Origin of the sequence: Sandaracinobacteroides saxicola (assembly GCF_014117445.1) — a bacterium.
Lineage (GTDB): Bacteria > Pseudomonadota > Alphaproteobacteria > Sphingomonadales > Sphingomonadaceae > Sandaracinobacteroides_A > Sandaracinobacteroides_A saxicola.
Map to the genome: position 1 here is coordinate 1,996,268 of NZ_CP059851.1, position 20,598 is coordinate 2,016,865.

Below are 20,598 nucleotides of genomic sequence, written 5' to 3' on the forward strand. Positions count from 1 at the left end.
AAGCCGCGTCGCAACGGATTGACGGACGACAAATTAACCATCAGTCTTTCACTCGAAAGGGAGGGGCTTTCATGAGCAATGTCGCGGGCAAAGCCTATGCCCCCTGCCGGCGACGCTCGTCGCTCCGGAGGATTCGGCCATGAGCAACGTCGCCGGCAAGGCTTACGCCATGAACGTCATCACCCCGATGCGTTCGCCGCGCACCTGGATCAATTCGCTCATCTTCATGGCCGCCCGCGCGCTCCCCGACCGTCTTGCCGGGCTGCTCGGCCTGTCGATCATCCATTTCGCCCGCTGGGTCATGATCCGCCGTGCCGACTGGCCTGACCTCGGCCAGGGCAAGGAGAAACTCAACAACGATTACATGCTGTTCTGCTCCAACTTCAACGGCACCTGGGACCAGTATATCGATGCCTTCAGCGATGGCCTGCCCAACGGCCTCGACCTGTTCTGGTACAGCAGCACCAAATATCCCAAATCCATCCCCATCACGCCCTTCAAGAACTACATCCGCGCCAACCAGATCGACACGGACTATTATTACAACGCCACGCCCGGCTCGGCGCAGCGCGACATCAAATGCGCGATGCGCGTGCGCCTGATGCTCGCCGACCTCGCCGGCAAACACGCCAGCCTCTCGCCACAGGATTTCCGCGCCGCCTGGAACGCCGCGCTGGTCAGCGTGCAGAACGACCTCGGCTCCCCCGGCTTCGCCCCCGTCGCCAGCAACGACACCGCGGCGTCGGACGTCAACCGGCAACCCTTCGTCAAGGCAAGGTGGGGCTGATGCCCAATATCGACGGCGGCCATTATTTCCTCACCGCGCTGATCCCGCTGAAGCTGGAGCCGGTGAAGCGCGCCGACGGCAGCGTCACCGCGCCCAGCCACCTGCTGCGCGAAACCCTGGCGACGCTCCCCACCGCGCAGCAGTCCCCCGCCGCGGTCAACGCCGGCTTCGTCAGCCCCTTTGCCCGCTGCAAGCGCACGCACCTCGCCCGCTTCGTCGTCATCGACCAGCCGATGTACAATGGCCGCGACGGTGACAATTCGCTGAAACAGGCGCTGCGCAACGTCAACCTGCTGGCGCACCAGCCGGTCGACGCGCTCAGCCGTCCCTGGCTGCTGTTCGCCGCCGACCTCGACGCCGACGAAAGCGAACCGGACGGCGGCCTCGCCAGCTGGGCACGCGGCCTGTGGGAACGCACGGAAAAGGAACTGCGCGCCATCTTCACCCCCTGCGTCGGCTTCGACGCCGTGCAGGATGCGGCCGGTTTCGCCGCCTGGCTGAAACGCTGCCAGATCGACACGCTGATGAGCTTCAACGACTATTATGTGCCCACCGCCACGCTCAAGGGCTGGACGCTCAAATCCATCGCCGGCCTGCTGCTGGGCGTCGCCGTCGGACTATTGCTGCTCGGCGCGCTGTTCGGCATCCACGGCTGGTGGTGGCTGCCCTGGGCGGTCATCGCGCTCCTCGGCGGCGCCGTCGCCGCCGGCCTCACCCTGTGGAACAGCGGCAAAAAACCCTTTCCCACCGGCGCCAACACCGACCTGCCCAGCGTGCTGAAGGCGCTGTTCGTGCAGCAGCGTTTCGCCCTGCTGGCCGCAGAGCTGCAGGGCGCCGACGCCGACACCATCCACCGCCGCTTCGGCGATTTCATTTCACAGGTAAAACCGGCCGACACCCATGAACCGACGCAGCCGCCCGGCGTCATCCGCTCGGATGGCATCCCGCTCGTCGACTATGCCCGGGTCGAGGCAGGGGGGCAGGCATGACGGTCAATCTCGAACTCGGCGACATCCAGGGCAACATCCTCACCGCCTACGGCCGCCTCGGCTTCCCCAAGGGCCGCAACCTTCTCTATCATTTCAGCAATCCCGCCGCCGGCCGGGCCTTTGTCGAGGCGATCCGCCCGCGCGTCACCACCGCCCTGCGCTGGCCCTCGTCGAAACGCCCCGGCCTGCACCTGAAAAACCCGGTTGTCCGCCCCAAGGTCGCCATCAACCTTGCCTTCACCTTCTTCGGCCTCTATTCGCTCGGTGTCCCCACCCGCACGCTGCGCGGGCTGCCCGATGACTTCATCGACGGGATGCGCGCCCGCATCGCCATTCTGGGCGACGACATCCTGGACAACACGCCGGCGTATTGGGATCCGGTGTGGCAGGCGGAAAGCCCCAACGTCCACATGCTGGTCCAGCTCAACGCCCAAAGCGACGCCGACGGCGGGCCGGTTGCGGAGCTGGACGAGGTGACGCAGTGGCTCGCAGGCGAAGCCGCCACCATCAACGCGGCCCACCCGAATGCCATCACCCTGCTGTCCGGCCACCGCGGGCCATCGGCGACCTGGCAGGACATGACCGCGCTGATGGACGGCGCGCAGCCGACGCCGTTCGAACATTTCGGCTTCATGGACGCGATCGGCGACCCGATCTTCAGCGGGCAGTATCCGGACGGCGCCGAGGAAGCGCTTGCCATCGGCCAGGGTGCCGTTGACGGCCTCGGCAACTGGCGGCCCATCGCCACCGGCGAATTCCTGCTCGGCTGGGCGGACGAGGCGCAGGAAGTCCCCGGCACCGCCATGCCGCTCGATTTCAGCCGCAACGGCAGCTTCTTCAGCTACCGCAAGCTGCACCAGCATGTCGGCGAGTGGGATGCCTGGGTTGCCGTCGCATCGCGGGCGCTCGCCGGCGCCTGGGACATCGCCAGCGTGGAGGACGCCCGCGCGCTGCTGCTCGCCAAGATGGCCGGCCGCTGGACCGACGGCGTCCCCACCACTGCCGCGCCGGACATTCCCAGTTGGCACGCTTTCAACGACCGCTTCAAGCCCGGCACCAAGGAACGCGAACGCGCGCTTGTCGAGTTCCGCTACCAGGATGACCCCGACGGCATCCGCTGCCCGGTCACCAGCCACATGCGCCGCATGAACACCCGCGACATGCTCGACCCGCGCGCGTCGGCCGTCCCCAACGAGCGCATGGGCAGCGCGCTCAACAACCGCCGCCGCATCCTGCGCCGCGGCCTGCCCTACGGTGACCGCGGTCAGGATGATGGCGAACATGGCATCATCATGCTCTGCCACTGCGCCAGCCTCAGCCGCCAGTTCGAATTCGTGCAGCAGCAATGGCTGAACTATGGCCTCGATTTCAACGCCGGCAACGATACCTGCCCGATCGTCGGCAACCACGCCCCCGGCGCCCGTTTCGTCATCGCCGCCGACCCGAAAAGCGGCCATCCGCCCTTCATCGCGCAGGGCCTGCCGCAGTTCGTCTCCACCCGCGGCGGCGACTATTTCTTCGCCCCCAGCATGACCGCGCTGCGCATGATCGCCATGGGCGTGGTGGATCCGACATGAGCGGTTTCTTCGCGCGCCTGGGCGGCGCGCTCGCCGGCCTCGGCGGACTCATCGCCAAGATCCTCGGCGCCGACGGCGGCCTGAAGGCACGTCTGAAGGCCGTGCTGGGCAGCACCGCCGGCCAGCGCGACGTCTTCGCCATCCTGCGCCTCGTCAAGCCCGCGCTCGCGCTCAAAAAGAACCTGATCGCGCCCTACCCCGCCACCGGCAGCCTCATCCTCACCCGCGCCGGCGCGGTCGATGAATGTCTCGCCCGCGAAGCCGATTTCAGCGTCGTCTACGAACCGCGCATGCGAAAGATCACCGGCGGCCCCAACTTCTTCCTCGGCATGCAGGACGGCCCCGAATACCGCCGCGACACCGGCGCCATGCGCGCCATCGTGGGCGCGGACGACATCGCCGACCTCGTCCTGCCCATGGTCCGCACCGAGGCCGCCACCGCGATTCACAACGCCACGACCGCAAACGCGGCCCGCATCGACCTGCCGCCAGCGCTCACCGCCCGCGTCCCCGCGCTGATGGTGCAGCGCTATTTCGGCCTACACACCGCCAGCGTCGCCGACCTCATCCCCTGGGCAACGGCGATGTTCTATTACCTCTTCAGCGACCTTAGCGTCGACAAATGGGTGGAGGACAGCGCGCTGACCGCCGCCGCCGAAACCCGCGACGCGCTCGATGCCGCCGTCGCCGCCCCCGCGCCCGATACGTTGATCGCCCGCGCCGTCGCCGCCCGTTCCAAGGGTGAAACGGCGTTTCAGGGTGACGGCATCCGCAACAACATGATCGGCATCGTCATCGGCGCCATCCCCACCCTGTCGAAGGCCGCCTGCCACACGCTCGATGAACTGTTTCGCCAACCGGCCGCACTCGCCAGCGCCGCCGAAGCCGCCCGTCGCGGAGACGAGCGCCTGGTCGCCGCCCATGTCTTCGAGGCGCTGCGCTTCAACCCGATCAATCCGGTCATCTACCGCCGCGCCGTGGCGGACACCCGCATCGCCGGAACCAGCGTTGCCAGGGACACCATGCTGCTCGCCGCCAACCTCTCCTCCATGCACGACGAAAGCGTGGTCCCTGACCCGCGCGCCTTCCGCACCGATCGCCCCTGGAGCAGCTACCTCCTCTGGGGCCGCGGTACCCACCTGTGCTTCGGCGACCGCATCAACGCGGCGCTGCTGCCCGCCATGCTGCTGCCGCTGCTGGCGCTGCCGAACCTCCGCCGCGCGCCCGGCGCCGCCGGCCGGATCGACGGCACCTACGAAGGCCACGACACCCCCTTCCCCCGTCACTTCGTGCTGGAATGGGACGCCTGAATCAAACCGGCGGTGCCACCAGCCCCACCGCCTTCATCACCCCGGCCTGCACCAGCATCAGCAGCAGCCAGAACAGCGCATCCAGAACCGCCGTCCGCACCCCCGCGCCGCGATAGGGCAGGCCGACGAGCAAGACCGGCAGCACGAACCCCGCCCAGATCACCACCGCGCTGCCGAACGCCATCACCAGCGGCGGTGCCTGCGGCGGCGCCAGGATCAGCGCGCCCGCCAGGATGCCCGCGAACCAGGCTTGCGCCACCGCCACCCGCACCCCGCCCGCCACGCTCACCCACCCCCGCCCGACCAGCCGATGCCATCCCGCCCCCAGCAGCAGCCCCGCCACCGTCGCCGCCAGGATCGCGCCCGCATTCAGCCATAGATAGATCATCAGTCGATCAGCCCCAGCGCCAGGATCAGCGAGAAATAGATCGACAGGGTCATGACCGCCAGCGTCAGCAGCGCCGCCGTCCGCCAGAGCGCGCTGAACACACCCAGGGCATAGGCGCCCTTCAACTGCACGAACAGATGCACCGGAAAGCCGAGCAGCAACAGCGGCACCAGCCATTCCGGCGGCACGCCGACCTGGAACAACAATACCACCAGTATCAGCAACAGGGAGATGAAGCTGATCGAATAGAGCAGGAAGATCACATGGTCATAGGCGCGGACATCGCGCTTCCACAGGAACATCAGCCACAGCCAGGGCAGCGACATCGGTACCAGCAGGAAGCTCAGCTTATACCCCTTCTGCTGGATCTTGTAGAGCGTCAGCTCGGGATTGAGCAGCGCATGCCTGCCTTTCTCGTTCAGGCCGGGCACCCCCACATTCACCTTCAGGTCGCCGCGTTCCACCGACTGGCGTACCGCCCGCGCCCACGCCGGCTCCCCCGGATTTTCGCTGCCCGCCGCCGCGGGATCGTCCACCGCCGCCCGCGCCCGTTTCGCCCGGGCCACCGCCACGTCGCGGGCCGCTTCCAGCGCCGCCATCGCACCGGCCGCAACACCCTCGGCACCGGGCGCCGCCTTTTCGTCCGCGCTGCGCTGCTCCAGGTCACGCCGCGCCGCCACCACCGCCTGCTCGGCCTTCGCCGCATCGGCCTCCGCCGCCCTGGCCTGCGCCAGCCGGCCTTCGCGCGTCGCCGCCGGCGTCTCCAGCATCCCGTCCAGGTTGACCGAGGATCCGCTGCTCAGCCCGAACACGAAGAACATCAGGAAGATCGTCAGCAGGAACAGCGTCACCGGCGCGATGTAGCGCGCCCGCCGGCCCCGCACATAATCGCGCGTCAGCTGCCCTGGCCGGAAGAACAGCATCGGCAGCGTCCGCCACGCCTTGCTGTCGATATGCCAAAGCCCGTGCAGGAACTCCTCCGCCACATGCGCCATCGAGCGGTGCAGGTGCGTCGGCTGGCCACAGCTCGCGCAATATTTGCCCCGCACCGTCGCGCCGCAATTCAGGCAGGCGGCGTGCGCGCCCTCCACCCGCGCTTCCTCGCGCTCGAACTGGCTCGCCACCAGCGCCCCCGTCGCCAGTCCGCCAATGGCCTCCATCTCGCCGCTCAAAACCCGTCCCCGCGCTTGCCGTAAACCTGAAGATTGGCTTATCGCTGTTGCCGACTCAAGCGTAAGGTTCATTCCCATGGCAGGCAGCGTCAACAAGGTCATCCTGGTCGGCAATCTCGGCAAGGACCCGGAAATCAAGAGCTTCCAGAACGGCGGCCGCATCGCCAACTTCTCGATCGCCACCAGCGAAAGCTGGAAGGACAAGATGAGCGGCGAGCGCAAGGAGCGCACCGAATGGCATAACATCAAGATCGACAACGACAATCTGATCCGCGTCGCCGAACAATATCTGCGCAAGGGCAGCAAGGTCTATGTCGAAGGCCAGCTGCAAACCCGCAAATGGCAGGACAAGGACGGCAACGACCGCTACACCACGGAAGTGGTTGTCGGTCGCTTCAACGGCACCATTGAACTGCTCGACCGCCGCGAAGGCGGCGGCATGAGCGGCGGCGGCGATTACGACCAAAGCCGTGGCGGCAACGACTACAGCGCCCCCGCCCGCAACAGCGCCCCGCCAACACGCAAACCCAGCTTCGACGCCGACCTCGACGACGACGACGTCCCCTTCTAACCCTCGTCGAGCATGCTTGGACAAGCTCCTCCCCCACTTGTGGGGGAGGTGGCAGCCCGAAGGGCTGACGGAGGGGGCACGAAGCGCATAGGAGCATTTCCAATGATCGGCAAACTCAACCACGTCGGCGTCGCCACGCCCTCCATCGACGCATCCATCACCCTCTACCGCGACATGCTCGGCGCCACCCGCATCGGCACGCCGTTCGACCTGCCGCACCAGGGCGTGCGCGTCGCCTTCGTCGACCTCCCCAACAGCCAGATCGAACTGATCGAGCCGCTGGGGGACGATAGCCCCATCCACGCCTTCCTCGCCAAAAACCCCAAAGGCGGCCAGCACCATATCTGCTTCGAGGTGCCAGACATCCTCGCCGCGCGCGACGCCATGCTCGCCAAGGGCGCCACCGTGCTGCGCGGCGGCGAACCCCGCATCGGCGCCCACGGCGTCCCCGTCATCTTCATCCACCCCAAGGACATGGGCGGCGTCCTCATCGAACTCATGGCAGAGGTTCATCATTGACCGGCTGACGCCGGAGAAAGGCGGCGCACTCGCGCCGGCGCCCGTTCGGGCTTGCCGCCTGCGGCGGATCGTCGACCACTGCCGCGCAGTTGCTCCGCCCCCCATTTGAACTGTCACGATTTTTCGCCTATCGGCGGCCATGAACTCGAACGATATCGTCAACGAACTCGCCGCGCTGCATGCGCAATCGGTCGTCAACCTGCGGGACGCGCTGAAGCTCTTCCTGGAAACCGGCACGCCCCCCTCGGCCGAAATGCGCGCCGCGGGCGCCTTCGCCTATCCCGAGCTGCACCTCGCCTCCCCCCCCGATTCGCCGCGCCCGCGCCTGTCGCGCGCCTATGCCCGCCTGGTCGCGCCCGGCGACCACGCCGTCACCATTACCCACCCCAGCCATTTCCGCCGCTACCTCACCGAACAGCTCGACCTGCTGATGGCCGACTATGACGTCACCGTCAGCGTCCGGCGCTCCGGCGTCGAAATCCCTTTTCCCTATGTGCTGGACGGCGCCACCGACCTCGCGCTCGATGCCACCGCCACCCGCGCCCTCTCCCGCCACTTCCCCACCACCGAACTCGCCGCCATCGGAGACGAGCTGGCGGATGGAATCTGGAACCACCGGCCCGACACGCCGCGGCCGCTCGCCCTGTTCGATGCCCCGCGCATCGATTTCTCGCTCGCCCGCCTGAAACATTACACCGGCGCCCCCGCGCACCACACGCAGAACTTCATCCTGTTCACCAACTATCACCGCTATGTCGATGAATTCGTTCGCTGGTCCTGCGCCGAACTCAACCGCGAAGGCACCCGCTTCACCGGCCTGTCCTGTGCCGGCGGCGTCGTCCTCGAACCCGGCAGCGCCAGCCCGGAACGCGCCGTCGCGGACGGCGCCTGGCGCCGGCACCAGATGCCCGCCTATCACCTGATGGCGCCCGACGGCAGCGGCGTCACCCTTGTCAACATCGGCGTCGGCCCCTCCAACGCCAAGACCATCACGGACCATCTCGCCGTCCTCCGCCCGCAGGCCTGGCTGATGATCGGCCACTGCGGCGGGCTTCGTCCCTCGCAATCCATCGGCGACTATGTGCTCGCCCACGCCTATCTGCGGGACGATCATGTGCTCGATGACATGCTGTCCCCCGAAATCCCCATCCCGCCCATCGCCGAGGTGCAGCAGGCGCTCTACGCCGCCGCGCTCACCACCACCGGCCTGGATGAGGAGGCGCTGAAACCCCGCCTGCGCACCGGCACCGTCGTCACCACCGACGACCGCAACTGGGAACTGCGCTTCGGCCTCTCCGCCCGCCGCTTCAACCAGAGCCGCGCCGTCGCCGTCGACATGGAATCCGCGACCATCGCCGCCCAGGGCTACCGCTTCCGCGTTCCCTACGGCACGCTGCTCTGCGTCAGCGACAAGCCGCTGCACGGCGAGATCAAGCTGCCCGGCCAGGCCAACCGCTTCTACGAAGGCGCGATTTCCGAACATCTCCAGATCGGCATCGCCTGTGTCGACCTGCTGCGCGAAGCCGGCCCCAACCTCCACAGCCGAAAACTCCGCGCCTTCGACGAGCCGCCGTTCCGATAGACCGACGGCTCACTCCTGCTTTGGGTCGATCGCCTTCGCCACATCGGCGGTCTTGCCTTGCGGCAGCATGATCATCACCAGGATGAAACCGCAGGCCAGCAGGCAGATGGCGTTGGGCACCACCATCGCCCATTGTTTCTGCAGGAATCCAAAGGCCATCCAGCAGGCAAAGGCGCAGGCGGTCAGGGCATACATGCCCGGCGACAGGCCTTCGGTCTTGCGCTCGCGGATGATCTTCCAGGCCTGCGGCACGAAGCTGCTGACGGATGCGACGGCCCCAACCGCGCCCACGATATCAACAAGCTGCACGTTCAATTCCATTCAGGCGCATCGGTCATTCACCCTATGCGCGCGACCGCTGCTTGTTCCATGGCCGGGATGCGCGCGACCGCTTTGACCGCGAACCCCCCGGTGTCCGCCGCGGCTGCCCGTGCCTTCCGCCACCGTCCCGTCCACAGTTCGGTCGCCCATGCCAGCTTGGCGTCCAGCCGCGCCTGGCGCAGGTAAAGCCTGAGGTCGCGGGCCACCCGCCCCAGCCGATTGTCCCGCCGGTGCATCATCGTTCCGGCGGCGCGGTCGGCGATGTCCAGCGCCCGCAAGGCCGCGCCCTCCACCGCCTCCCCTGCCAATAACACCCGCTCGATCGCATCCGCTGCCCCTGCGGCGACACCCGCCCGTGCCGTCTCGGCCCACAATCGCGCCGATGTTGCCTCCACGATCACCTGTCCCAGCCGATGCTGCTGCACGGCGTCGGCCGGCCGCGCCGAGATGATGTCGGCCAGCCCGGAAGCAACCGCCTGAAGGGCGCCCGCCTGCACCGCCGCGATGCGCCACAGGCCGCCGTGAAAATGCGGCTCGGCAAACATGGCGTCGCCGGCACCCAGCCAGTGGATCGCCGGCACCGTCATGCCGTCCAGCCGCATCGTCCCGGACCGGGTGCCGACCATGCCGTCCATGTCCCACGCATCCGCGTCGTGCCGCGCCACGTCGCCTACGTCCACCAGCATGGCATGGCAATGCCCCTCCGGGCAGCGCGCCGTCACCACCGCCAGCCCGACCACCCCCAGACCCGACGCAAAGGCCTTGCTTCCCTGCAATCGCGCGGTTGATCCGTCGAAGGTCACACGCACCGGCGAATCCGGCATGTCGGCGCCCCATACCCCCAGCAGTTCGCCACGATGCGCCGCCCGCGCCGCCAGCCACTGCGCATCCGCGGTTCCCAGCCGCGCGACGATGCCCAAAGCATCGACATGCCCCTCCAGAAGCCGCCCCAGCGGCAGGCTGGCCTCCCCCACCGCCATCAGGATCCGTTCCACATCCACCGCATGGACCGCCGCCGGCCAAGCCGCCGGCGCCGCCGACACCGGCGCCATGCCCGTCACCACCCCGGCCTCCGCCAGCAAGGCGATTTCGGCTCGCAGATCGCGTGCACCCCGATCCACCGCTTCCGCGCCCTGGGCGATGGCGTCCAGCACGGACACCGGCAATCGCAGTTCAGCCATCGACCGCCTCCCGCGCCACATCCAGATGCCGTTCCAGCCGCGCCAGCTCATCCGCCAGGCTCGCCCGTCCCAGCGGCACGAACCCGGCCTGCGCCTGCGCCTGCCAATAGGCGGTGAAGGCGCGCGTGCCGGCCAGCCCCGGCGGAAAACCCCGCCGGTGGCTTGCCCGGCGCCGCAGGCGCGCGAGCATCGAATCGGCCGCCTCCAGATCGCTGTCCACCACCACCGACCCTTCTGCCCGTGCCGCCAGCGCATCCGCCATCCCGCCCGCCGCGCGCCCGTGCAGCCGCGCCGAAGCGGTCACCAGCGGTTCCGGCGCATGCCGGATCAGCCCGCCGGCGCGTTCCACCGCCAGAAGCAGCGCCCGATCCTCACCGGTCGGGATCAGCGGCACGCCCCCCACGCCTTCGAACATCGCGCGCCGCACCGCCATGTTGGCGCCGCAACGCTGCCGGTGCCGCGGCCAGGGGTCATGATCCACCGGATCGATCAGCGCCTCCAGCTCGGCCGCCGCCGCCTGGTACCGCCACTCCAGCTCGCCGACGCGCAGTGCCGCTTCCGGCAGTGTCTTCAACTCCTCCCACCGCGCCTCCACACGCCCCGCCACGGCGCTGATGTCCGGCGCGAAGGCATCGCGCAGCGATGCCAGCCAATCCGGCGCCGCCACGCAATCCGCATCGGTCGAGACCAGCAGGCTGTCCGGCGCGGCCAACAGGGTCGCGGCCGTCATCGCCGCCGCGCGCGCGCCACCGGCATGGCTGCGATCGGCGGGCAGGTGGACGTGCCGGACGTGGATGGGAATCGGGGACCGCGCCGCCACGGCCCGCGCCACCGCCACACTGCTGTCGGTGCAGTTGTTGCACAGCACCAGCACCGCCACCTCGCCCGGCGCCAGCCCCTCCTGCGCGGCAATCGCCTCCAGGCAGGCCGGCAGCCGCTCGGCCTCGTTGCGCGCGGGAATCGCCACGACCATGGCGTGGCGCGTCATGCCGCCACCTCATAACGTTCCAGCCGGAACCCGGGATGACGGTCCTGCTGCGCCAGCCGAAACCACGCCGGCAGCGATGCCCGCAGCGCTTCGGCCGCCTGCTCGCCCGACATCGCCGCCTGGGTATCCCCCAGCCAGTTCACCGTCAGCAGCACCCCGCCAGGCCGCATCCGCGGCACCACGGCCTCGACCAGCCGCAACAGGCCGTCCAGCCCCAGATAGTAAAGCATGTCGGACAGCAGGATCAGGTCGAACTGACCTTCCGGCACCTCGTCGGGCAGCCGCAGCCGCTGCACGGAAACGCCGGGTCCCAACCGACCGCGCGCCACCGCCACCGCTTCCGCCGAGGCATCGCTCGCCAGCAGCCGGTCGCACTGCGGCGCCAGCATCGCCGTCAGCGCGCCGTTGGCGCACCCCGCGTCCCAGGCATCGGCGAACCGGCGCCCGCCCAGCGCCGCCACCGTCAGCCGGTGCCGTTCCCGCTCATAGGGCTCGCTGTCATAACGCCACGGGTCCGCGGACGCCGCGAACATCGCATCGAAATGCGCGGCATGCACCGGCGCCGATGTCCCCGGCACGCCGATCAGCGGCGACACCAGCTCATCCCCCCCCAGGAATGGCCGCAACGCCTCCCGCGACAGGCAAAATCCGCTTCCGGCGGGCAGCAATTCGCCCAGCTGGCTGCGGTGCGCCGCGATCGCCTGTCGCTTCGCCGACAGCGCGGCGGTGCAATCCACCGCCACAAATCCCGCCGTATCCCCGCCATCCAGCTGCAGCCCGATCGGCGCTGTCGCCAGGCCGGTCGCCGCGCCGCGTTGCACCAGCCGTACCGCCAGGCGAAACGCCGCGCGATGATCCGGATGCCCATCCGCCGCATCGGTCACCAGCAGGGTCCGCGCGCCCGACCGCGCCAGCACCGCCGCCACCTCGGCGACGGTCGCCTCGTCGTCAACCAGGGCACCGTCCACACGGCGAAGGAAATGCAGCCGGTGCGCCGCCAGACCCAACGCGGCCACCGCCGCCACCGTCTCCGCCTCGCGCACCGCCACCAGCCGCTCCATCGGCCAATCGACGTGACGATGCGAGGCGCCGCCACCCGTCAACACCACCACCGTCACATCGGTGCCGTCCGCAACCGCGGCCGCGATGATGCCGCCAAATCCCAGCGTTTCGTCATCGGGATGCGGCGCCAGCACCATGAACGGTCCCTCCCCCAACACCGCCCAGGGAGAGATCGCGTCAGCCGCCGCTGCCATGGTGGCGCTCAAGCGGCCGCCCGCATGGCGTGTCCGGCCTGCGCCGCCGCCACCTGTGCGGCCAGCTGCACCCGGCTCTCCGGCGTCATGGCCAGGTCCGCCGCCACCGCCAGGCGACCGGGATTCACCACCTGCCGCAGCGACACGTTCGCCAGATCCATCGTCTGAACCGGCGCGACGCCATCCCGGCGCCAGGTCTCGATGGCGCGCCACACCGCCTGCCGGTCGCGCTCGCGCCGGCTGCTGCGATAGCCGGTGGCACCCTGCACGGTCAGGCTGTCGGGCGATTCGAATTTGGTCAGCAGCGCATCCTCGATCAGCCAGACATTCGCCCCATGCATCAGCAACCGGTTGCGGATTTCGCGATCCTCCTCGATGCAATCGGCAAAACCGCCCGCCTGCGCCAGCATCTCGCGCCGGAACAGGCCGCTGTTGATCAGCACCCAATCCCCCAAAGGCCCCGTGTTGAACTGCAAGTTCGGGAAGAAATCATCGACCAAGCTCAACGCGCGGCAGATTTTCACCTGCCCGCCATCCGCGGTCACATGGTCATGCGCCGTCAGCACCAGATGCAGCGGCGCCGGCGCCCCGGCACCCTGCCGCGGCCCCCAGGGCAGGCAGGGATCGGCGATCAGGTCGCTACGCGCCATCACCCGCGCCTGCCGCGCCAGCTTGTCGCGGTGCGGCAGGTCATCGCTGTCATGAAAGGTCACGGCATCGAACGGCAGCAACGCCAGCCCGACATTCTTCGCCTGCGCCGTGCCGACATTGCGGGCCAGGTGGATCGCCACGAAACGCGGATCGGCGGCGAACCCGGCACAGACGTCCGCCGTATCGTCGGTCGATCCGTCATCCACCACCGCCACCGTCAGGTCGCGCCAGCTCTGGGCAAGCGCAGCCTCGATGGCCGGCCCCAAAGACCCGGCACGGTTGTAGGTTGGAATCACGATCAGGCAGTGCATGCCACATCCCCTGTTTCATGCGCCGAATCGAGGCAGTAATCCGTCCATTGCGCCGCCGGCAGCGCCAGCCCGGGCAGCAGCAGCACCAGCCCCGCCAGCGGCGCCCCGAACACCGCCAGCACCACGCCCAGCACCATCAGCAGGGCCGTTCCCCACCACAGCAGCGCGGGCAGCGGGGTTCGCGCGCCGGCCTCCTTCGGCGTGCGGCGGAAGCTGAACCGCCGCCCCCACAGCAGGGGCAACCAGGCCAGGCTGGCGGACCACAGCATGGCCACCCGCACCGGCACGGTCGCCGGCTGCCGCTTCACGATCACCGCTTCCACCAGCAGCGTCACGAAACTCAGGATGATGGTCGCCGCCGCCAGCAATTCCATCACCGGCAGCATCGGCGTTGCCACATCGAACAAGCGGCAGAGCGCGGAAAAGGCCAGCGCCAGCACAGGCAGCGCCAGGAACGCCGGCCAGGCCGCCAATTGCGCCCAGACCGAAAGCATCCCCCTGCGCCGCGGCGCCAGCCGCCACATCGCCACCGCGCGCGTCATGGTCTGGGCATTTCCCGCCACCCAGCGATCGCGCTGCACGCACAGCCCGGCATAATCCAGCGGCAGCAGACCACGTCCCACCACCCTGTCGACAAACATGCCGCGCGCCCCGGCGGCATAGAGCGACAGGCCGAGGTCGGCATCCTCGGTGATCGTCCCCGTGGGCCAGCCGCCGACATGGCGCAGGGCATCAATGGCGATCACCGACAGCGTGCCGGTCAGCAGCACGGTCTGGCTGCGGTTGGCGGCGGCGGCGCAATGCCGGAAATAATCGTTCAACTCACCCACCACCGCGTCGGCGTGGCGGCCATGACGATAGGCCTGGGGAAACTGCACATAGTCGCTGCCACCGCGCGCGAACGCGGCGACGGCCGCCCGCAGAAAGTCGGGTTCCACGACATAATCGGCATCCACCACCGCGACATAGCGCGCCCGCGGATCGGTCAGCCCCAGGGCGATGTTCAACGCCCCGGCCTTGGCGCCGCGCACGCCATCACGATGGAAAAAGCGGAAATGATCGCCCAGCCGGCGGGCATGCGCCTCCACCGGTCGCCAGACCGCCGGATCGGGCGTGTTGTTGTCGAGAATGATCACCTCATAGGCCGGATAATCCAGCCGGGCCAGAGCGTTCAGGGTTTCGACCAGGACCTCCGGCGGCTCATCATGCGCGGGGACATGCACCGAGATGAAGGGGATGGCATCGGCCCGCGCGAACGCGATGCCGGGCAGGGGATGACGATGCCGGTGACTGACGCGCGCGCTCCACAGACGCAAACCGGCGGCGGCTCCGGCACAGGCCGCATTCAACGTCAAACCGCCCGCAAGAAGGGTTGCGGCAGCGGTCACAGCCGCCCCGCCGACACTGTCGGGTGCCATTCATCGCTCCTGATGCAACGTCATCCCAGACCGGCGACGACAATTCACAAACGGTTCAGGCCCGCCAAAGTTCCCCGCCGATGACCTGGCGCATCCCGCCCTCGGTCGGTCAGGCCCGTTCCGGAGGGCAGCCAGTCCCCACCGCCCGACCACCTCGGCGACGAAGCCGATCCCCGGCGGCCGCTTGCATTTTCTGACAGCCATGCTAAAAAATCGGCATGAGACCCGCCGGAGCGCCCGCCCCCGACGTGCAGGGCATGCTCAATGCCGAAACCCGCCCCGTGCCGCCCGTGCTGCGCGAAACCGGCGACGCCGTCGTCGCGCCCGCCACCATCGACCGCACGCGCTATACCGACCCCGGTTTCGCGGCCCGCGAACGGCAACAGCTGTGGAGCCGCTGCTGGCAGATGGCCTGCCGGGAAGAAGACATCCCAGAAACCGGCGACTACATCCTTTATCAGGCCGGCGACACCAGCCTCATCGTCGTCCGCACCGCGCCCAACGCCATCCATGCCCATGTCAACGCCTGCCTGCACCGCGGCCGGCTTTTAAGGGAGGCCGACGGTCACGCCCACGAGTTCCGCTGCCCCTTCCACGGCTTCACTTGGGCGCTCGACGGCCGCTGCCAGGCGCTGGTCAACGGCTGGGATTTCGCCCATGTCGACCCCGCCGCCTTCACCCTGCCGCAGGTCGCCGTCGGCCGCTGGGGCGGCTTCATCTTCGTCAACCCCTCGCCGGCCCCCGAAGCCTTCGAAACCTTCCTCGAATTGCTGCCGGCGCACTACGCCACCCGCGGCTGGTCGCTCGCCGACCGGGTCAAGACCGTCCACGTCCGCAAGCATCATCGCTGCAACTGGAAGGTCGCGCTGGAAGCCTTCATCGAAAGCTTCCACGTCACCGAGACCCACCGCACCGCCGCCCCCTACCTCGCCGACGCCAATACCCAATATGACGTTTGGCGGGATGGCCGCCATACCCGCATGATCTCGCCGCGCGGGCTGGCCAGCCCCAATTTGCCGGCCATGACCGACGAGGCGGTGTTCCGCGCCAGCCTGCGCCCGGCGCTGGGCGATGGGGCCGACAGCGTGCCCTTTCCCGCCGGCAGCAGCGCCCGCGCCGCCATGGGTGACCTCCGCCGCCGCGCGCTGCTGGCCGACGGCCTCGACGTCGCGGATGCCACCGATTGCGAGCTGCTCGACACCATCCAGTACCATGTCTTCCCCAACCTGGTGATCTGGGCCGGCTGGGGCAGCTATCTCGTTTATCGCTTCCTGCCCGACGGCGACGACCCCGGCCGCTGCACCATGGAAATCATGTTCGTCGTTCCCCATGCGCCCGGCAAGACCCCCGCCGTGGCGCGCGAGCCGACCATCGTGGGCGCGGACCAGAGCCACCGTGTCGCTGCCGAGCTCGGTGGCTTCGCCGCCGTGTTCGACGAGGATCAGAGCAACCTCGCCGCGCTGCAAAAGGGCCTGAAGACCATGCGCACCGCCGGCCCCAACACCGGCCTTTATCAAGAGGCGCGCATCCGCCATTTCCACGCCATGCTCGACCGGTTCATGGCGGCATGACCATCGCCGACCCGCGCGCGCCCGGCTTCATGCGCGCGCCCCACCTTGCCTATGCCGCCATGCGCGAAGCGGGCCCCCTGTGGCGCGAGCCCGACACCGGCGTCGTCTTCGTCCTCGGCCATGCGCTCGCTTCGCAGGTGATGCGCGACCCCGCCCGCTTCTCCAGCGCCGTCGACCGCGCCGGCATGCGTGCCGGTGGCCTGCCGCCGGAAGTGGCGGAGATCCGTGCCCAGGGCTGGCCGCTCGCCCCAACCCTCAGCCACAATGACGCCCCCAGCCACGACGCCTATCGCAAGCTGGTGATGCCCTTCTTCGCGCCGCGCGCCATGCGCGCCATCGAACCCTTCATCCGCGCCCGCACCGCCCAACTCCTCGCCGCCATCGCGCCAGGCAAAAGCGTCGATGCCATCCCGGCCCTCGCCGTGCCGCTGCCCATTGCCGTCATCGGCGAGCTGCTCGGCATGCGCCATCATGGCGACGACCAGCTGAAAAGCTGGTCGGACGCCTTCGCCGACGAGATCGGCTTCCTCACCGACGATGCCCGCGCCATCGAGATCGCGCACCTGACGCTCGCCTGCCACCGCGCGATGATGGCCGAGGTCGAGACCCGCCGCACCACCCCTACGGACGATGCGCTCTCCGCCCTCGCCAACGCCCGGCTCGATGACCGCCCGCTCGAACCCGGCGAACTGCTCTCCATCCTCACCCAGCTGCTGGTCGCCGGCAACGAGACCACCACCGCCACCATCGGCTTCGCCCTGCTCCGCCTTGCCCGCGACCCCGCGCTGTGGAACCGCCTCGCCGCCGACCGTGCCCTCATCCCCGGCTTCGTCGAGGAGGTGCTGCGCCTCGACAGCCCGATCCAGGGCCAGTTCCGCCGCGCCACCGCCGACACAAGCCTCGGCGGCCACGCCATCCCCGCCGGCACGCTCCTTCATGTCCGCTTCGCCGCCGCCAACCGCGACCCCGCCGTCTGGGGGCCGGACAGCGACCGTCCGCTTCCCGAACGCCGGGGCGGCCCGCCGCACCTCGCCTTCGGCATGGGCCTGCATTTCTGCGTCGGCGCCGCGCTCTCCCGCCTCGAACTCGCGATCGCGCTGAACGCGCTCCTCGACCGCTTCGCCGGCGTCACCCTCGCCACCGATCCCGAAAGCCTGCCCTTCCGCACCCATTTCCACCATCGCGGCCTCACCGCGCTGCCGCTCGTCTTCGCATGACCGCCCGCCTGCTTTCCGCCATCCCCGATCCCACCAGCGTGGAAGAAGGCGAGTTTCGCAAGAGCGGCGAGACCCGCCGCCGCATCCTCGACGCCGGCATGCAGATCCTCGCCGACTATGGCTACAAGAAGCTCTCGACCCCGCTCGTTGCCGAGCGCGCCGGCCTTACCCGCGCCGCCATGCTCTATCACTTCGGCTCGCGGCTCGACCTCGTCACGGCCCTGGTGCAGCACATCACGCGCCGCCGCATCGAAATCTACGCCGATGCCGTGCGCGACATCCCGCACGACCAGGACTTCCTCGCCCGCGCCATCGACCTCGCCTGGGACCAGCTGAAGCTGCCGGAATTCGCCGCCTTCACCGAACTGTCGCTCGCCGCCCGCTCCGATCCCGAGCTGGCCGCCATCGTCCGCCCCGCCATGGCCGCCTTCGACGCCGCCCGTCGCCAGGCCGCGCTCAGCATCTTCCCCAGCGCCGTCGCCGAAAACCCCGCCTTCGACCTGCGCCGCGACATCGTCCGGTTTCTGGCGGAGGGCGTGATGCAGCAGGACGGCATCATCCAGAACCGCGCCGAACGTGTGGAGGCGCTGCGCCGCTTCCTGAAACTTCTCGCCTCCAGCCGGGAAGGCAAGGCGCTGCTCGCCCGCACCCTCGCCACCGGAGACGGCGATTGACCGGCTTCCCCCCGGCACGGCTGGCCTGGACCGCGGTCGCCCTGCTCGCCGCCGCCAACATCCTCTCCTATCTCGACCGCATCATCATCAACCTGCTGGTCGGCCCGATCCAGCGCGACCTCCAGATCAGCGACACGCAGTTTGGCGCGCTCCAGGGCCTCGCCTTCGGCCTGTTCTACACGCTCGCCGCCGTGCCGCTGGGGCGCCTGGTGGACAGCCGGCCGCGCCGCTTCATCATCGCCGGCGGCGTCTTCGTCTTCAGCCTCTTCTCGCTGCTTTCCGGTCTCGCCCGCAGCTACACCCAGCTCTTCCTCGCCCGCATCGGCGTCGGCGCCGGGGAGGCGAGCCTGGTGCCCGCCGCCTATTCCCTCATCAGCGACCTGTTCCCGCCCGAACAGCTCGGCCGCGCCATGTCCGCCTTCACCATGACCGCCTTCATCGGCATCGGCCTCGCTTATGTCGCCGGCGGCACCGCCATCGGCTGGGTCAGCGCTGCCGACTGGTCGGGCGTGCCCTTCCTCGCCGATCTCGAAGGTTGGCACCGCGTCTTCATCCTGGTGGCGCTGCCCGGCCTGTTGCTGGCGCCGCTGCTGCTGCTGCTCCCCGAGCCACCGCGCACCGGCCGCACCCGGCCGGACAGCCTGCCCTTCCGCCAGGTGCTGGCCCACCTCCACGCCCGCCGCGCCGTGCTCGTGCCGCTGTTCGCCAGCTTCGCCGCCGTCACCTTCGGCAGCTACGCCGCCGCGGTCTGGACGCCGGCCTTCTTCATCCGCAGCTTCGGCTGGTCGCCGAAGGAAATCGGCCTGTGGATCGGCCTCGGCTATCTGATCCTCGGACCGCTCGGCGTCCTCGTCGCCGGCCGCTGGTGCGACGCGCTGACCGCGCGCGGCGTCACCGACGCGCCGCTGCGCGTCGCCGCGTGGGCCGGCCTCGCCGGCGGGCTGCTCTCCATCCTCAGCCCGCTGATGCCCAGCGCCAACCTCGCGCTCGCCGTCCTGCTGCTCTCCGTCCCCTTCGGCACCATGCCCTTCCCGATGGCCGGCACCGCCATCGCGCTCATCACGCCGAACGAACTGCGCGGGCAGGTGAGCGCCAGCTACATGCTCACCATCAATGCCGTCGGCCTTGGCCTGGGCCCGGTGATCGTCGGCCTGCTCTCCGACACGCTGTTCACCACGCCGGACGGCGTGCGCTACTCGCTCGCGCTGGTTGCCGCCGTCACCACGCCGCTCGCCTTCCTGCTGCTCTGGCGCGGCCTCGCCGCCTACCGTGCGGTGCGCGGGTGAAGCTCGCCGGCAGAACCATCCTCATCACCGGTGCCGCCGGCGGCATCGGCGCCGCCATCGCCCGCCGCTGCGCCGCCGAAGGCGCCATGCTGTGGCTCGCCGACATCGTCGATTGCACCGCGCTCGCCGGCGAAACCGGCGGCACCCCGCTGCTGCTCGATGTGTCCAAGGAGGCCGACTGGGCCGCCACCGCCACCCGCATCGCCACCCTGCACGGCCTGGTGAACAACGCGGCCATCAGCGGCTTTGCCGACATCGAGACGCTGACGCCCGCGCAATGGCGCCGCTTCCAGTCCGTGAACGCCGACAGCATCTACCTCGGCACCCGCGCCATGCTGCCGGCGCTGCGCCGCGCCGCCGCGCCGGCCGGCGCCAGCGCCGCCATCCTCAACATCGGCTCCACCCTCGGCCTGCGCCCGAAATCCCAACTCCCCGCCTATGCCGCCGCCAAGGCCGCGCTGATCGCGCTCACCAAAAGCACCGCCCTGCACTGCGCCGAACGCGGTCATCGCATCCGCGTCAACGCCCTCCACCCCGGCAGCACCGAAACCCCGATGATGGCCGCCAACCTGGCGAACGACCCCCAGGCCCGCGCCCGCCGCATCGCCGCCCACCCCCTCGCCACCGCCATGAACCGCCTGATCCAGCCCGAAGACGTCGCCGCCGCCGCCCTCTTCCTGCTCTCCGACGACAGCGCCATGATCACCGGCATCGACCTCCCCGTGGACGCAGGCGCGACGATTTAGAGACCGTTTGAGAAATCGCCCATGCCGGGCTGCGAACGCCGATTTCCTGTGCTCCGATGCTCACGACCCTTAAGGCCGCTGCG

20 protein-coding genes are annotated in these 20,598 nt (G+C 69.2%); 12 read left to right on the plus strand and 8 right to left on the minus strand.

Annotated features, from left to right (window positions below):
• The first annotated feature begins 139 nt into the window (after positions 1-139).
• From H3309_RS10060 to H3309_RS10075, 4 genes are read left to right on the plus strand one after another with little or no spacing between them, the layout of a single operon-like run.
• Complete coding sequence (locus H3309_RS10060) at positions 140-787, plus strand: hypothetical protein (protein ID WP_182294593.1); 648 nt, start codon at positions 140-142, stop codon at positions 785-787.
• The gene (locus tag H3309_RS10065; RefSeq protein WP_182294594.1) at positions 787-1,776 is read left to right on the plus strand and encodes a hypothetical protein; all 990 of its coding nucleotides are present in this window, start codon (positions 787-789) and stop codon (positions 1,774-1,776) included. The genes H3309_RS10060 and H3309_RS10065 overlap by 1 nt, the downstream gene beginning before the upstream one ends.
• A complete protein-coding gene (locus H3309_RS10070; protein WP_182294595.1) occupies positions 1,773-3,353 on the plus strand; it encodes a Dyp-type peroxidase in 1,581 nt (526 codons plus the stop codon). The genes H3309_RS10065 and H3309_RS10070 overlap by 4 nt, the downstream gene beginning before the upstream one ends.
• Complete coding sequence (locus tag H3309_RS10075) at positions 3,350-4,663, plus strand: cytochrome P450 (protein ID WP_182294596.1); 1,314 nt, start codon at positions 3,350-3,352, stop codon at positions 4,661-4,663. Before H3309_RS10070 ends, H3309_RS10075 begins: the two co-directional genes overlap by 4 nt.
• Before the next feature lies 1 nt (position 4,664).
• On the opposite strand, the gene H3309_RS10080 is transcribed toward H3309_RS10075, so the two are convergent.
• Together H3309_RS10080 and H3309_RS10085 are read right to left on the minus strand one after the other, a co-directional pair.
• Entirely contained in the window at positions 4,665-5,051 is a 387-nt protein-coding gene (locus tag H3309_RS10080) for a hypothetical protein (protein WP_182294597.1), read from the minus strand.
• Positions 5,051-6,211, minus strand: coding sequence for a DUF3667 domain-containing protein (locus H3309_RS10085; protein WP_182294598.1), 1,161 nt, complete (start codon positions 6,209-6,211; stop codon positions 5,051-5,053). Before H3309_RS10085 ends, H3309_RS10080 begins: the two co-directional genes overlap by 1 nt.
• An 88-nt stretch (positions 6,212-6,299) precedes the next feature.
• Between H3309_RS10085 and ssb the strand changes: the two genes are divergently transcribed.
• The 3 genes from ssb (at position 6,300) to H3309_RS10100 (ending at position 8,895) form a co-directional block, all read left to right on the plus strand.
• Positions 6,300-6,794, plus strand: a complete 495-nt coding sequence (gene ssb, locus H3309_RS10090) for a single-stranded DNA-binding protein (RefSeq protein WP_182298658.1) — start codon at positions 6,300-6,302, stop codon at positions 6,792-6,794.
• A gap of 102 nt (positions 6,795-6,896) precedes the next feature.
• Entirely contained in the window at positions 6,897-7,313 is a 417-nt protein-coding gene (gene mce, locus H3309_RS10095) for a methylmalonyl-CoA epimerase (protein WP_182294599.1), read from the plus strand.
• Positions 7,314-7,452: 139 nt separating this feature from the next.
• Positions 7,453-8,895: an AMP nucleosidase gene (locus tag H3309_RS10100; protein ID WP_182294600.1), complete on the plus strand. Its 1,443-nt coding sequence runs from the start codon at positions 7,453-7,455 to the stop codon at positions 8,893-8,895.
• Positions 8,896-8,904: 9 nt separating this feature from the next.
• Here the strand turns inward: H3309_RS10100 and H3309_RS10105 are convergent, their stop codons facing one another.
• The 6 genes from H3309_RS10105 to H3309_RS10130 are packed head-to-tail and all read right to left on the minus strand — an operon-like array spanning position 8,905 to position 15,021.
• Positions 8,905-9,204: a SemiSWEET family sugar transporter gene (locus H3309_RS10105; protein ID WP_243453683.1), complete on the minus strand. Its 300-nt coding sequence runs from the start codon at positions 9,202-9,204 to the stop codon at positions 8,905-8,907.
• A gap of 29 nt (positions 9,205-9,233) precedes the next feature.
• A complete protein-coding gene (locus H3309_RS17670; protein ID WP_182294601.1) occupies positions 9,234-10,397 on the minus strand; it encodes a hypothetical protein in 1,164 nt (387 codons plus the stop codon).
• A complete protein-coding gene (locus H3309_RS10115) occupies positions 10,390-11,385 on the minus strand; it encodes a glycosyltransferase (RefSeq protein ID WP_182294602.1) in 996 nt (331 codons plus the stop codon). The genes H3309_RS17670 and H3309_RS10115 overlap by 8 nt, the downstream gene beginning before the upstream one ends.
• The gene (locus H3309_RS10120; protein WP_182294603.1) at positions 11,382-12,641 is read right to left on the minus strand and encodes a bifunctional PIG-L family deacetylase/class I SAM-dependent methyltransferase; all 1,260 of its coding nucleotides are present in this window, start codon (positions 12,639-12,641) and stop codon (positions 11,382-11,384) included. Before H3309_RS10120 ends, H3309_RS10115 begins: the two co-directional genes overlap by 4 nt.
• Before the next feature lie 8 nt (positions 12,642-12,649).
• Positions 12,650-13,603, minus strand: a complete 954-nt coding sequence (locus tag H3309_RS10125) for a glycosyltransferase family 2 protein (RefSeq protein ID WP_182294604.1) — start codon at positions 13,601-13,603, stop codon at positions 12,650-12,652.
• Positions 13,591-15,021, minus strand: a complete 1,431-nt coding sequence (locus H3309_RS10130; protein ID WP_182294605.1) for a glycosyltransferase — start codon at positions 15,019-15,021, stop codon at positions 13,591-13,593. Before H3309_RS10130 ends, H3309_RS10125 begins: the two co-directional genes overlap by 13 nt.
• Before the next feature lie 218 nt (positions 15,022-15,239).
• Here H3309_RS10130 and H3309_RS10135 point away from each other — a divergent pair, with 218 nt between their 5' ends.
• The 5 genes from H3309_RS10135 to H3309_RS10155 are packed head-to-tail and all read left to right on the plus strand — an operon-like array spanning position 15,240 to position 20,515.
• Complete coding sequence (locus tag H3309_RS10135; protein ID WP_182294606.1) at positions 15,240-16,592, plus strand: aromatic ring-hydroxylating oxygenase subunit alpha; 1,353 nt, start codon at positions 15,240-15,242, stop codon at positions 16,590-16,592.
• Positions 16,589-17,809: a cytochrome P450 gene (locus tag H3309_RS10140; RefSeq protein ID WP_182294607.1), complete on the plus strand. Its 1,221-nt coding sequence runs from the start codon at positions 16,589-16,591 to the stop codon at positions 17,807-17,809. The genes H3309_RS10135 and H3309_RS10140 overlap by 4 nt, the downstream gene beginning before the upstream one ends.
• Complete coding sequence (locus tag H3309_RS10145; RefSeq protein WP_182294608.1) at positions 17,806-18,483, plus strand: TetR/AcrR family transcriptional regulator; 678 nt, start codon at positions 17,806-17,808, stop codon at positions 18,481-18,483. The genes H3309_RS10140 and H3309_RS10145 overlap by 4 nt, the downstream gene beginning before the upstream one ends.
• Complete coding sequence (locus H3309_RS10150; RefSeq protein ID WP_182294609.1) at positions 18,480-19,769, plus strand: MFS transporter; 1,290 nt, start codon at positions 18,480-18,482, stop codon at positions 19,767-19,769. Before H3309_RS10145 ends, H3309_RS10150 begins: the two co-directional genes overlap by 4 nt.
• The gene (locus tag H3309_RS10155; RefSeq protein ID WP_182294610.1) at positions 19,766-20,515 is read left to right on the plus strand and encodes an SDR family oxidoreductase; all 750 of its coding nucleotides are present in this window, start codon (positions 19,766-19,768) and stop codon (positions 20,513-20,515) included. The genes H3309_RS10150 and H3309_RS10155 overlap by 4 nt, the downstream gene beginning before the upstream one ends.
• Positions 20,516-20,598 lie beyond the last annotated feature (83 nt).